At 34.7% G+C, this 14,121-nt stretch carries 12 protein-coding genes; all 12 read right to left on the bottom strand.

The genetic code is table 11. The features are described from left to right. Window positions 1–31: 31 nt before the first annotated feature. The 12 genes from HMPREF1532_RS14130 to HMPREF1532_RS14075 all read right to left on the bottom strand — a co-directional run bounded on the left by HMPREF1532_RS14130 (window position 32) and on the right by HMPREF1532_RS14075 (window position 14,103). Window positions 32–1,036, bottom strand: coding sequence for an NAD-dependent epimerase/dehydratase family protein (locus HMPREF1532_RS14130; protein ID WP_005930812.1), 1,005 nt, complete (start codon window positions 1,034–1,036; stop codon window positions 32–34). Next, a complete protein-coding gene (locus tag HMPREF1532_RS14125) occupies window positions 1,037–2,218 on the bottom strand; it encodes a glycosyltransferase family 4 protein (RefSeq protein WP_005930811.1) in 1,182 nt (393 codons plus the stop codon). Continuing rightward, complete coding sequence (locus HMPREF1532_RS14120; protein ID WP_005930809.1) at window positions 2,215–3,777, bottom strand: alginate lyase family protein; 1,563 nt, start codon at window positions 3,775–3,777, stop codon at window positions 2,215–2,217. The genes HMPREF1532_RS14125 and HMPREF1532_RS14120 overlap by 4 nt, the downstream gene beginning before the upstream one ends. Window positions 3,778–3,847: 70 nt before the next feature. Continuing rightward, on the bottom strand, window positions 3,848–4,999 hold the full coding sequence (gene wecB, locus HMPREF1532_RS14115) for a non-hydrolyzing UDP-N-acetylglucosamine 2-epimerase (RefSeq protein WP_005930807.1): 1,152 nt from the start codon (window positions 4,997–4,999) through the stop codon (window positions 3,848–3,850). A 12-nt stretch (window positions 5,000–5,011) separates the two neighbouring features. Next, on the bottom strand, window positions 5,012–6,217 hold the full coding sequence (gene wecC, locus HMPREF1532_RS14110) for a UDP-N-acetyl-D-mannosamine dehydrogenase (RefSeq protein WP_005930804.1): 1,206 nt from the start codon (window positions 6,215–6,217) through the stop codon (window positions 5,012–5,014). 51 nt (window positions 6,218–6,268) lie between these two features. Then, the gene (locus HMPREF1532_RS14105; RefSeq protein ID WP_130059926.1) at window positions 6,269–7,297 is read right to left on the bottom strand and encodes a glycosyltransferase family protein; all 1,029 of its coding nucleotides are present in this window, start codon (window positions 7,295–7,297) and stop codon (window positions 6,269–6,271) included. 76 nt (window positions 7,298–7,373) lie between these two features. Then, on the bottom strand, window positions 7,374–8,381 hold the full coding sequence (locus HMPREF1532_RS14100) for a polysaccharide deacetylase family protein (protein ID WP_005930798.1): 1,008 nt from the start codon (window positions 8,379–8,381) through the stop codon (window positions 7,374–7,376). A gap of 105 nt (window positions 8,382–8,486) precedes the next feature. Beyond that, the gene (locus tag HMPREF1532_RS14095) at window positions 8,487–9,641 is read right to left on the bottom strand and encodes a glycosyltransferase (RefSeq protein WP_005930794.1); all 1,155 of its coding nucleotides are present in this window, start codon (window positions 9,639–9,641) and stop codon (window positions 8,487–8,489) included. Continuing rightward, complete coding sequence (locus tag HMPREF1532_RS14090) at window positions 9,638–10,576, bottom strand: hypothetical protein (RefSeq protein WP_147398876.1); 939 nt, start codon at window positions 10,574–10,576, stop codon at window positions 9,638–9,640. The genes HMPREF1532_RS14095 and HMPREF1532_RS14090 overlap by 4 nt, the downstream gene beginning before the upstream one ends. Before the next feature lie 205 nt (window positions 10,577–10,781). Beyond that, window positions 10,782–12,023 (bottom strand): glycosyltransferase, encoded by a 1,242-nt coding sequence (locus HMPREF1532_RS21840; RefSeq protein WP_005930790.1) that lies wholly within the window; start codon window positions 12,021–12,023, stop codon window positions 10,782–10,784. Continuing rightward, a complete protein-coding gene (locus tag HMPREF1532_RS14080) occupies window positions 12,020–13,138 on the bottom strand; it encodes a polysaccharide pyruvyl transferase family protein (protein WP_005930788.1) in 1,119 nt (372 codons plus the stop codon). Before HMPREF1532_RS14080 ends, HMPREF1532_RS21840 begins: the two co-directional genes overlap by 4 nt. After that, on the bottom strand, window positions 13,135–14,103 hold the full coding sequence (locus HMPREF1532_RS14075) for a nitroreductase family protein (protein WP_005930784.1): 969 nt from the start codon (window positions 14,101–14,103) through the stop codon (window positions 13,135–13,137). Before HMPREF1532_RS14075 ends, HMPREF1532_RS14080 begins: the two co-directional genes overlap by 4 nt. Window positions 14,104–14,121 lie beyond the last annotated feature (18 nt).

The raw sequence follows: 14,121 nt of genomic DNA, 5'->3' as shown, positions 1-14,121 counted from the left end.
TATAAACGGATAATCTTGACCCGATCACAAATCACTCAAACGATTGTATGGTCTTTATCAAGCCCTCTTTGGCAGTCACCGGCATTTTTTCAATGCCCAATGCGTTCTTTATTTTGGCATTACTAACCACATAATTCTCCGTCAGCTTCCGAAGACGCTCCTTGTTTAAAGGCAGATGCAGTAAGCTTCCAAGCCCGGCGAAACCTTCCATCAAACTTTTATTTATTTTCCAGATATGCGGTTGCTTGCCCATAGCCTCACAAATGGTAGCAATCAATTCATTCGTAGACATCGCTTCATCGTCTCCCATGTGATAGATACCGCCCGGAACAGCTTTCGTCAGCAATCCTTCTATCACATAACAAAGGTTATCAATCGAAGTAAACGAACGGCGGTTCTCAAAACTGCCCAATGGCCAGGGAATACCTTTCTTCACCACATTATAAAGCAGATTCAGATTTCCCTTATTCCCGGGACCATGAATCATGCAGGGACGGAGAATATACACTTGCCTATCCAACCCCAAACGACCAGACTGACCAACAGCACCACAAACTTCTCCTGCTCCCTTCTCAATTTTCCCTTCTCCCTTTAATATGTATTCCTCCGCCTTAATTTTACTCTCGCCGTAAGGACCTACCGGAGCAGGAACGACATCCTCCGTCAGTATATCCCCCACCACACTGTCGGCAGCAGCTTTCACTGAACTGAAGAAAATAAATTTCTTGGAAGAGGACTCTAAGAAGAAATCGAATATCTTCCGAGTCAGACCGGTATTGATATCAAAATAGGCTTGAGCCACCGATTCGTTCTTGGTATCGTGAGCTTTACCGGCAAGATGGATGACGGCGTCAAACTGAGGAAAGTGGTACAATGGGAAAGATGTTGGTTCAATATCTTTCCAAGAAAAAGTTTTCACCACACCGTCTTTCACCGGTGTAACAATATCCAAACCGTAAAGGGTGTGCCTGCCTTTCAAAGAAGAAACAAGATTGGAACCTACAAAACCGTGAATACCGGTTATTAATATATTCATCTATATTGAAACTGTTTTTAATATATCATTAGCCATATTTACCATTATCTTTTTTCGAGAAAATGTTTCTTTAAAAGATTTTCTCTCTTCAAAAACCAGCTTGTATCGCGTTAATTTATCTACAAATTCATCCACATTAGTGGGACTAAATAAAATATGATTGGGTAAATTCTCTTCTACAAACCGGGCGGCATAACCACCCACTCCGGCAATTACGGGTTTACAAAAAACACCGTATTCGAACAGTTTTGAAGGGAGAACTTTTTTAAAAGCTTCCAGGTCATTCAAATGCAAGAACAAAAAAGTAGATTGATGATAATATTCCAATAATTCAGCTCTGGAAACAGGATTGATCAACTCTACATTTTCAACTTGCAACTCTTCCATCTTCTGCTGTAAAAGGAGCTTTGTACCGCCATCACCTATTATGCGAAATAAATAGTCTTTCCCTAATCGTTTCGCCGCCTGGGGAACTATCTTTTCCAAGCCCTGCCCACTTCCAATATTACCCGCATAAGTAACGATCATTGGCTTTTGCAGGGATTCATTTTCTTCTTTTCCAGCACCGGCAGACAAAAAAACATCATCAATCCCATTTGTATAATAAGAATAGGACGGTTGTTTATATTTACTAAAATAGTCCTTGAATCCTTCCGACACCAGATTTATGTGACTGGCCTTCGAAAAAGTATAACGCTCTATCATCCGGGCAAACAAAACCACAGGAATTTGAATCATTTTTTTATCCCCGAGCACATCTTTCATCGTATCAACAAAAATATCACGAATATCCAAATACAATGGAACACGTTGACCGGAAGCTATCCGACGTCCTAAAAAAGCTGTGAACAAACGGGAAGAAGAGGCATAAACCAAATCATATTTCCTTCCTTTCACTAATTTTATCGCCTTCCAGTAGAATATGGCAAAAGACTTTGCCTGATCTAACATCCCACTTTTATGCTCAGGTATGGTTATTCTATTAATTATATAATTATCCCCCCTTTCTTCCTGTTCGGCAGACGCATGAAACGTCTTGTAACGGTTCGGCTGTGTTGTTATTACATGGATAAAATCATCTTTTCCCAATTGATTCCTGATTTCCTGAAATAAAGGGGTATTTCTAAACGAGCCGGCGCAAAGATCCGGTTCAAAATAGAAAGATAGAAAAAGTAGCTTCATTTAAATAGAGTTTCCAGTTTATTTTTAAAATTGATACGAATACTTTTAGAGGGGATTTTTTTATTAAATTCCGGAGCATAATAAGAATCAAACATTTCTATGGAAATTGCGCCATTTATCAGAATTGAATAATCCGTTCCTTTAATCTCATTATCGAATATCTCTATCTGTTCTGAAGGGTGAAAATGTAAATATGCCATAGCCTGCCCCCCAATGACATCCTCTATTATCAAGGTTTCATCCTTTATGGAAAAAGAACGTAAATGTCTTATACCCTTTGATTTATATCCTGAGTGAACAGCCTGTATCTTGTTCTCTTTATCTTTCAGAAGCTTCACATAAGCACGTTTCCCCACCCGGTGGCCTGCCCAAACTTCACTGGAATTAACATTATCCACCACCACCGTATTATGGGCCATAGTAGACCGTTCATAAAAACGGGTTTCATTTACTTCATAGGTGGAAGTACCCGTATCTATTATAACCGGACGATTATTGATATGTAATTCAAAAGTGAATGTATCGGCATGCGCATGTCCGGGTTGATAATCCGGACCAACACGGGATACATCCACCACACACTCAAACTTGTTTGTAACAAGCTTTCTATATCCGGAATCAGAAAGCCCGGATTTCTCAAAATTCAATCCTAAACGTTTTGCATACGCAAACAGAGCAACAGGCGAGGGAGATATCCCGAAAGCGGCATCATTAAATAATGGAATATCACCATTTTCAAAACAAACAGAAGACAGCCACCCCAACATCTTAAGGCTCTTTTCTTCAAAAAAGGACAACAGTTCTTTTTTAAACAAAGAATTGCTCTTCACCAGATTATAACAGTCCAATACACGCAGCAATATGATACAATGGTACATGGGACTTAACTCAAAATTACCACCGTCATGTAATGTCTGTTCATTCAGTTCAGAAAGTAAAATACGCCTTGCCAGCTTGTAAAATCTATAATCATCAAAATAATAGGCACCAAAAAATAAAGCGAAACCATTTTCCAATAGATGATTACCCAACAAATGATATTCTAATTTATGGGTAAGCAACTGTAATTGCTTAAACAAGATTACATCGTATTTATCGTTTCTAATCTTATGCTTACCCAAAAAACGGATCCAATTGGTACATCTCAAAGAAAGAGGATAAGGTTCCAGACCGACCACACAATCGGGCAACCGACTGATAAAATCATCAATGAGAACCAATCCTTCTTCTTTTGGAAGATTTTCTTGGTCCAAATACTCAAAATAGTTCAGGTTATATACCCATAGCCGTCCATAACCTAACCAATTCCAATCAATCCGGGATGAAAAAGAATGCGACCGGTTTAGAAAAGAGAAACACTTGCTTTGAACATCATAAGTAGGTGCAAAAGGAATCGAACCTTCAAAGACCATATCTGAAGATTTAATTTTCAATGTACCATTTAAGTCAATGCCAGAAGAAGTATACTTTCCGACAAGTTGTTTCCCTCTGTATAACAACTGAATAGGTTTTAAGTATCGAAGCGTATTATAAAGCGTGATTATTTTACTGACACCCATTTTTCCCTTCGGATTTCAACGTAGACAATAGTTCAGTTAAATTTCAAGTATCAGACGGTATATTTCAGAATTATATAAACCGGTTCACTATCCGACTGCAAGCCAGACCATCCCCATAAGGATTAACAGCCTTGCTCATCCTGTTATAGTATTCCCCGTCATCCAGTAAGGCGGACACCTCATTGACAATCTTATCATAATCGGTTCCGACCAGTTTGACAGTACCTGCCTCCAATGCCTCCGGACGTTCGGTCGTATCGCGCATCACCAGCACCGGTTTACCAAGACCGGGAGCCTCTTCCTGAATGCCGCCGCTATCCGTAAGGACAATAGCCGATTTCTCCATCAAATACACGAATGACAGGTATTCCAAAGGTTCAATAAAGAATATATTACCAAAATTGGAGAGGTTTTCACCGAACACCTCATGAATGGCTTTTCTTACATTAGGATTCAGATGCATCGGGTATACAAAGTCTACCGCCGGATATTTTTCTGTCAAGGCCTTAATAGCCCGGCACATCGAGATAAAACCTTCACCGAAATTTTCACGACGATGACCGGTTATCAACACAAGTTTCTTGCCATTATTCAGGCGGTTTACGTCGTAGCCGGATTTTTTTAAGATGCCTTCCAGTTCAGTATCAAGTTCCTTATCCTCTTTGATCTTATCCACAACCATATACAAGGCATCTATCACCGTATTACCCGTAACCAATATATGATCTTCCTTCACGCCTTCATTTACCAAATTCTGCCGGCTCAGTGAAGTCGGAGAAAAATGATAAGTCGTTATACGTCCCGTCATCTGCCGGTTCATCTCCTCAGGCCAAGGACTATAGATGTCATAAGTACGTAGACCGGCTTCCACATGTCCCACAGGAATCTGTTGATAAAAAGCCGCCAATGCAACGGCTGTGGAGGTAGTCGTATCTCCATGAACCAATACGACATCAGGAAGCACCTCTTTCAAAACGTCCCTCATTCCCAAAAGAACACGGGATGTCACGTCATACAGGTCTTGTCCCTGCTTCATGATATTAAGGTCATAATCCGGACGGATGGAAAAAATAGAAAGAACCTGGTCAAGCATTTCCCGGTGTTGTCCGGTCACACAAACGATGGTTTGAAACTTGTCCGGATGTTTTTGAAACTCCTTCACCAAAGGAGCCATTTTTATGGCTTCGGGACGAGTCCCGAAAGCCAACAATATTTTCTTCATAAAAGTCTGATCTTATTTTTTATAAATACCACAGAAGTCCAGAATTACCTTATCCGTATCGTAAGGTAAAGTCTTAAATACAGAGTGGGCAACCAAAAAAACCACGATATCGGCTTTTGCATAGGCCTCTTTATAGTCAGTCAGCTTAAATACCTTATGTTCATTTACATTCGGCTCCACTACCAGAATGTCAGCATTGTTACAGCTCTGCATCACTTTGGTGGTTATATACTTGGCGGGGGCTTCACGAAGGTCGTCAATATCCGGTTTAAATGCCAGGCCCATCATGGCTATCACCGGTTTGTGATGGTGTTCCAGTTCAAATTTAAGCATTGCATTTTCAACCTTTTCCGCACACCAGAAAGCTTTATAATTATTTATTTCACGGGCCTTGGCTATAATCTGGGATTCAATGGGAAAATCAGCCGTTATGAAATAAGGATCCACTGCAATACAATGTCCGCCGACACCACAACCGGGTTGAAGAATATTAACGCGGGGGTGCTTATTGGCCAGGCTGATCAATTCCCAGACATTAATACCCGCCTTATCGCAAATTATCGATAACTCATTGGCAAAGGCTATTTGTACATCGCGGGAAGAGTTCTCGGTCAATTTGCACATTTCAGCTGTCTTGCAGTTGGTACGATGAAGGGTCCCCTTCACAAATTGGCTATAAAATTCAACGGCTTTATCTGTTGAAGCTTCATTCATACCGCCAATCACACGATCGTTATGCACCAGCTCATAGATTACATTGCCGGGCAACACGCGTTCCGGGCAATAGGCGATATAAATCTTGTCTTTCAGTTCCGGACGAAGAGAGAAGATCAAATCCTTCATCTTGTCCGTAGTACCTACCGGGGAGGTAGATTCTATCACATACAAATCACCTTCTTTCAGCAAAGGAATAACTGCACGGGTGGCAGATTCCACATAAGAGATATCCGGCTCGTGATTTCCTTTGAAGGGAGTGGGAACCACCATGAAATAAGCATCACTTTCCTCGGGAGTAGTGGAAGCTTTCAACTGACCACCGGACACCACTTCCTGAAGCAGTTCTTGCATACCGGGTTCTATGATATGCAATTTACCTTGATTAGTCATCTCAACCACCCTTGGATTTATATCCACACCGGTGATTTGTACCCCGTGCTTTGCGGCAATAATAGCCGTGGGCAGGCCAATATAGCCCAACCCCATAAAACATGCTTTCATCTTCTTTTTTATTTAAAATGCGATTAATTTATTATGCAGTACAATGTATCTTTATACGATTTTTTCTATTAAAATAGTAGTAGAATCAATAAGTTCTTCCTTTTGTATTTTCGCACAGTTTTTTATACATCTATTTATTTGTTCAACACCTAATGATGAAATAAACTCTTTTATATATATATCAGTCGAGCAGTTTGCAGCAAAGCCTATTCCCCATTCTTTAACTTTAGTAGCAAGAAAGGTATTTGCACTTACTACCATAGGTTTTCCAAAAAAGATAGATTCATAAAGTTTATTCGGTTCAGCTATAGTGACATTGAAATAAGTTGTATCGTAGCAAACAATATTAATATCAATATTAGAATAAATCGTCTCTAAATCTTCCGGATTTCGAAAAGCGCCCTCAAACTTTACATTATTATAAGTTTCACATCTGATCATTGCCTCATTTATTCCAATGCCTGTCCCCCAAAAAGTAAACTCATATTGAGGAAAATACTTACCTACTACTTCCGCAAACCGCACAATTGTATTGGGATAACGAACTGCACCGATAAATCCGAATCGAATTTTTTCAACATTCTGTAATTCGTAAAAATTCCGGGAAACATTTCTAAAATAAACATTCAATTTATTAGGTAAAACTATAATTTGCTTAGGTGGAATAGAAAATGCATATAGATATTCTACAAAACCATCAGAAGTCAAAACTGCATAATACGAGTGTCGAATTAAATATTTATCAACAGATTTAAAAAAACGGACGATATATTTATTCGAGAATTTCGTATAATTTAAATCTGCCTCTTCATAAATATATTTTCTTCTTCCACCTGTAAATAAATAAACCCAAAATGCAATGTCAATACCAAAGGCGTATAAAATATCATGTGAAGACGATATAGAACAAACTTTTTTTATAAACAATATCTTTTTTATTGACTTAACAAACTTATTCCCTTTTCCATCTATTCGAATACTATGTATTTTATAATCTTTATTTCGTATATTTTCGTTATACAATCCATTATCAAAGCCATATACTGCTATTTCGAAACCGGCATTCTTTATTGCTTCCAAACGTTTTAGACATCTTGGTTGAGATATCTGACCAAGAATAAACTTAATTTTTAGAGTAGTCATCTGTGTACGAAAATTATTTCATAGAAGAGAAAGTTAGAAAAGTATCCTCATCACGTACTTTTAAAATAAACTCTTCCACATTACGAATAGAAACATTTGAAAAATTTTTAGGATGGCCAATTATAACAAAACCATTACACGATACTTGTTTTTTATGTATAGAATAAATATCCAACAACATTGTAGACATAAAACCATCTATTGATGCAGAAACGATTTTGTTTTGGAATAATATTTTAATACGCTTTACTAACCGTTTCAGTCTACTACCAGAAATCCCAATGCCGTAGCCATCACCATATTGTATCGTCGGGTGATAAATCGAAGAAAGCCTCCGTTTCAGTAACCAATATACAAATCCTTGATAAGCGACAGTAGAAATTGAGCATTCACAAAACTCCCCCTTATTATCTTCTATAAAAAGACTATTATTAAAATTATATATACTAGCTTTTGGAATATTCCTGTAATCATATTTTTGATATTTGGAATCGACATACGCCCCGCGTAAAACAGAAGAATCAATTTTTATTCCATTCAACTTAAACAAATCAATATATCCAGAATAAGTAGGGAGAGAATATCCTCCTGCTCTAAAAGCAATAATTTTCTTCCCTATAATTTCTTCCAGCAATAATCTAGCTGAATAAAAAGATGTTCTTAAAACATTTTCGGGTAAATCACTCAATTTATAATGTTCAAAATCCATTATCCATTGTTTCGAATCATAATCTGAATATATCCATTGCGGATGAAAATGCAATTGAATATCATGTCCGGCTTGCTCTAAACACTTCAAATGATCTGAAATCAATTCAAAATCAGATTTCAATTTATCATGCTTATCTTTTAATTCACTTAAGCGCAATAAATAAGCTGCATCAACAAAAATAGTTGCTTTAATCCCGTAACGGTCAAGCATAGAAATAAAGCTATTCATAGGAGACAATAAACAGCTTTCTACACTGCCAGTCTTTTTCCCCATGAAAAGTTCATAATCTAAAGTAATAAACAAATCCATAAGTTACTAATGTAAGAATAAAGAACATTGATTATAATATGGTAGTAGCTATAAACCGTTCCGAATGAAAAACTTACAGAATATGTACTCACCAAGAGTATTTAATTAATACTTTTCTATCAGATCCTCTATAATTTTATTTTGAAAATTAGTTATATTATTCTTTTCTAAATAACTATTATTTCTATAATGCCAAGATTCAAACCTTCGAATTCCATCAGCAATAGACTCTCCTGACACATCAGAGATCAATACCCCTAAATGATATTTATTAACCAGTTTCCCTAATAATCCTCCTCCCGTCGCTATTACAGGTTTCTTAAATTGAGCAGCATATCCAATTGCGCCACTGCTAGTATTTATTCTTTTATAGGGCGTAAGAATTACATCACATGACATACACAAAGACCCAATTGTATCATATTCCAAAAAACCTTCTATCACAATAATCTGTATATCTTTCCGATATTGTTCTACCAATCGATAAAATTCACTTTTAATATTTGATGCAATTACTCCAGCAAATACAAAAGCATACTTTTCCTGTTTCTCTTTTTCGATGAACGGAATAGATTGAAGAATTTCTAATGTTCCTTTCGCATCTGACATTGAACCAAAATGAAGCAACAAATATTTCGAACAAGAAATACCTAAGTCAGATTTCATTTTCTTCAAAGAACTTTCAGAAAGAGGTTTAAAAGGATCAACTAAATGGCGAAAACGTTCTGTTTTATAAATTCTATTAAGATATATAGCACTAACTTCATCATTCAATATATATATAGATTTGAACAAAGAACATTTAGATAATAATTGGTATTTTATAACATCTTGTATCCGGTTTAATAATGATGACTTTTTCCATTTATATAAATAAATCTTATATATGATACCAGAAACGCTGGCCTTACTTAAAAAAAAAGGAAGAAAAGGCAAAGTTCCCAAAATACTGGTAATAAGAAAAATCTGATTTGTATCATGTTTTATTACCTCACACCTAAGTATCTTTGAAAAATGCCATGATCTCAACAATAACCTTTTCGAATTAGAAAGTTTTTCATTATTAAAAAATGAAAATGCTACGTTAGGAGATGACGGCCAATCTAATACATTCGAAATTTCCTGAAAATTGTTTGGAAGAGAAAAAACAAAATTCACATTCTTTCTTTTTATAGCCGCCATATACAAATGATGAATGTATTCAAGATGGTGGCCAGACAATTGGTAATCAAAAATTAATATCGAATTATTAAAGTTCATCTTATTTTTTGTCGATAGTTAGCAGATAACCCGTAAGAAATAGTTGCAAACAAGAACAATACAAGTGGATAAGTGGAAAAAATTGTATGACCAAAATCCATTATAAAGTAGAGTAAAAGAACAAAAATACCACCTATCATTTTCCTACGATACATTATACTCATAGACCTGACTATAGTTATATACAAAATTATTAGATATATAAAGCCACCCTTCATTATCAGATTAAGAAAACCATAATGACAGAAAGGAACTCCATGTTCAAAATTCCATGACCAATCTGCATAATTATGACTTCCACCTAAACCACGTCCAAAAATTAACTCTTCAAGTGTTGAATATTCAAAATATCTTTCAAGTTCGGTGCTTCTCCCAGAGGTTATATCGTCAACATCTAATCTAAATAGCAGGGAATTTATTTGATTTTCAATATTTATATTCAGATAATAAATTGTAATAGAAAAAAATAGAATTCCTATTATCACTACAAAAATTATTTTTTTATATGAAAGCTCACGAAGAAATAAATTTATGCATAAAGCAAATAAAGAAATTAAAACAACGGATTTAGTCAATGTCATCAATCCTATAATCAGCATTAATACAACAGAAGCCAAAACCGACAAATCTTTTCTTGAATTTGATAAAGCAAAAGGAGATATTAATAATCCCAGCTTCAACGGCCGAGCCAATAACCCCAAATTCCCTTCCTCACTATCAAAAATTACACGATGCCCAAGATCGCCAACTGAAAAGCCTGTTTTATAGATAAAATAAATTGTTATCAAGATACATATAGGCTGGATAATTTTAATTTTATCAATTAAATCTTCATATGTTCTATTAAAATTGGAAGAATCAAAAGACAAAAATAAAAAGAGAGAAAATGTAAAAATATCCGTTAACAAATAAACATCATAATTTCCCTTTATCAAACCTATTATCAAAGCCAACATAAAAAGGCAAAAGAAAATAGTAACACTTATTTTCTGAGAACGTGTAGAGTATTTAATATTTGATATGATATCAATAATTAATATTAATCTTAACGGATATAGAAACGGTCTAAGAAATAAAAAATAATAAGTTAAAGCATCAAAAATATAATAGCAAACAATTATCCAATTTCTATTCTTATAATTAATTATCCTCATCATCAATCAGATTTTGATGCAACATAATCACTGTATTTGAATCAAACGTGGTAGATACATTCGAACAAATATATTCTTGAGATATATTTGAGCAAAGATTATTTAAAACGAATTCCAAACCAGTCAATAAGTCTTTAGTATTTTTATATTCCGCGATATAACCATTATCTTTATGAATAACCATTTCAGGGATAGCACCAACTGGGAAGCCGACAACTGGCGTACCACATGCTAATGCCTCCAAGGCTGTCAAACAAAACGTCTCATCTTCTGAAGAAACAACAAAAACATCCGCAGCATTATATAATAAAGAAAGAGAAATATCATCATAAAAACTTCCCAAAAATCTCACATCAACATTATCGAAAGGAGACTTATAATTACTTGGTTTTGTACAACCAAAAATAATTACTTCTATATCCGAATTACGGTAAGCTAATAGTGCTTCTTCCAAATATACCCAACCTTTAAATTTAGAATGTATCCCTCCAGCGGCACCAAACAGTATCTGTTTCTTACATAAATTAAAATTAAAGGCTTTCTTTGCATCTTGTTTATTTAATGGTTTATATATATCTATATCAACAAAATTGGGGATATATGTAACATCCGCATTTTTCAACAAAAAAGAAGTCATTATCCGATTTTTAACTAACAAACTAGGAACTATAAATTTAAGGTTAGAATATTTATTATACATTTTTGCCTTTTTCATAAACTCAAAAATAGGGACATTAAAAAGCAACGAATTACATTTAGGACATTTTTTACATTCTTTCGTGTATTGTACACAATCAATTGGATTATGGCATCCTCCAGTCATAGCCAAATAATCGTGCATAAACCAATATACGGGTTTCCCTGAGTCCAGTATTTTTTTTAAAGAATACCAATTAATCATATTTCCTGCTATCCAATGTAAATATATCACATCTGCATTCAAAACTAAAGGATGTTTATGAACATTTGCTCCAAATATAAATGAAGAAAACATACCACTCTTTCTCTTATAAAGTAATATTGCCTCCAACATACGATAAAAGGGTTTTATTATTCGGCTAAATAAGTCAGAAAGCGTAGTCACATTTTTTGCATCTGGCAACACATATTTCAACATCAGAAAATTAGATTCATAACCCAAATCAATAAATTTCTCATGCAACCTCAATGCAGCCTTAGCTGCACCTCCAAGTTCTTTCGTATTAATATGTAAAATTCGTTTTTTCATATATTTAAAATACTCTGCTTTAAGAAATCACGAGATTTATTCTGCATAGTTCTCCATTTTTGCGTAACAATTGAATAATCTATTTCAGAATATTTAGGATTACTTTCTTTATTAATGAAACGTTCTTGCAAATCTAAATCTGTAAGTAATGAAAGTTGACGAGAATCGAGTGTATTTCCTTTCATAATAGAATAAAATGGCTTTTGATAAGATATGGCAAAAGCAGTTCCATGGAATGATGAAGTAACTATAAATGAGGCATTCTGAAAATACCCTACAAACTTTTCCGGTGAAGCTGTCGAATAAGAGTTTTTAATATCAAAAACTTTAGCACTTCCACTCACTTCAACAACAACTGCTCCAATTTCTGAGGCTATATTTCTCGCTATTCGCAGAGCTTCATTACGTAATCCTAATGCATAAACTAAAACATATTTTTTATTTATATTAGGTATAATAGCTATTTTCCTCCACACAAAGTTATCCACCAACAAAGTTGGATCTAATACTACTTGAGATTTAATTTTGAAATTGTCAAATATAAATTCTTCCAATTGAGTTTCTCGCACACTAATTGCCGAAAAATTACGTAAATTCACATTTAATTGTTCCTTTTGTTGAGATGAAAAAGTATATAAAGGCATTGATACAGCATAACTAATTTTTTTCACTCCCACTCTAACTTTAAAGTTTCCAAAATAGACATCATCAAACTTTTTTGTTATTTTAGGATTCCATACCTGATCACTTCCCATTATATAAAAGTCATACTCATTATGTTCAACAAAAGGACTATTATACCAACAAAACGATAAAGACAATTTTGATTGAATAAACTTATTAAATCCTTTCCTGCGCCTATATGTAGGAATTAGAGTTCCAATCCATCGTAACAGTATCTTCACATTAAGAATTAAACACCTCAAATAGCCATCCTTTATCGTACGAAAATGGAATTGAGGTAAATATCCATAAGGACGAAGTAAATATATGGGTCTATAATTTATAATTTCAACATCAAATCCCATAAGTTTCAATTGCTCTTGAATTGCATAAGCCTGCAAAACAGCTCCATAATTATGTGCGCAATGAAAAGTTAGTATTCCTATTTTCATACGATATGCAAAATCTTAGATATATCATTCCGTTTCGATAAAGTAACTTTGAATTGTTCGGGTACTTTTCCACACGCTAAAACCATTAAAAAAACTTCACTTGGCGGCACATCACAAATTTGCCGCATTCTTTTCTCTGTTTTATATGAGAAGTAAGCATTTAGGGTACATACCCCAACTTTATAATAATGTAAACAATATAACAAGTTCATACCGAACAATCCACCATCAATATACGCGGAATTACGTTCACCAATCCCACTATATTCTTCAACACTCGCAGTCAATATAATAAGCTTATTCGATAAATGTCCAAAACCTCGATGTCCATTTTGACAATTCAATACCTGCTTGATTTTTTCCTTATCTTGGATTACATAGACTCTCGCTTGTTGCCGATTGCAACTAGAAGGAGCATTTTGTGCCAATAAAATCGCTTTTTTAAGAATTTCAATATCAATCTCTTCAGAAGTAAAATTTCGAAGACTGTGTCTACTTGCTGAAAAATATTCAAAAGTAGAATCATTCTCTTTGAAATAGGACTCTTTTGTGTACCCAATTTGATTTAGACAAGGAACAGAACCAACCTTTTGAATCAATTTATCAATATTATCTAACAATTCAGTATTCATTTCAAATTTTGAGGCTTGATGAGTTCGTCTATATTCGTCAATCACTCCTATAGCATGCAAAAATTGACAATTTGATTTTTCATATCCTCGACTCATATATTCGTTACACAAATTTATAAGAGCATTTACTCGTTCTACTCCAAACCCCAATCGCATATCGGGCATAGTTAACCCCTTTTCAAGAACATGATAGCTCATTATAATATCAGAAATAAACTTAATCTCAGTATTTTTTTTATGAAATATACCTGAATACCTCACATACCGAATCATATCAAGGACATAATAACGTATTACTGAAAAATAATAAAGGGGGAAAAGTAATAATTTCATTTTTAGTTATAAATAAAT

The sequence above is a fragment of the Bacteroides salyersiae WAL 10018 = DSM 18765 = JCM 12988 genome, from assembly GCF_000381365.1.
Classification (GTDB): domain Bacteria; phylum Bacteroidota; class Bacteroidia; order Bacteroidales; family Bacteroidaceae; genus Bacteroides; species Bacteroides salyersiae.
Note: the sequence above shows the minus strand (reverse complement) of the source record. Positions and strands in the feature narration are given on the sequence as shown.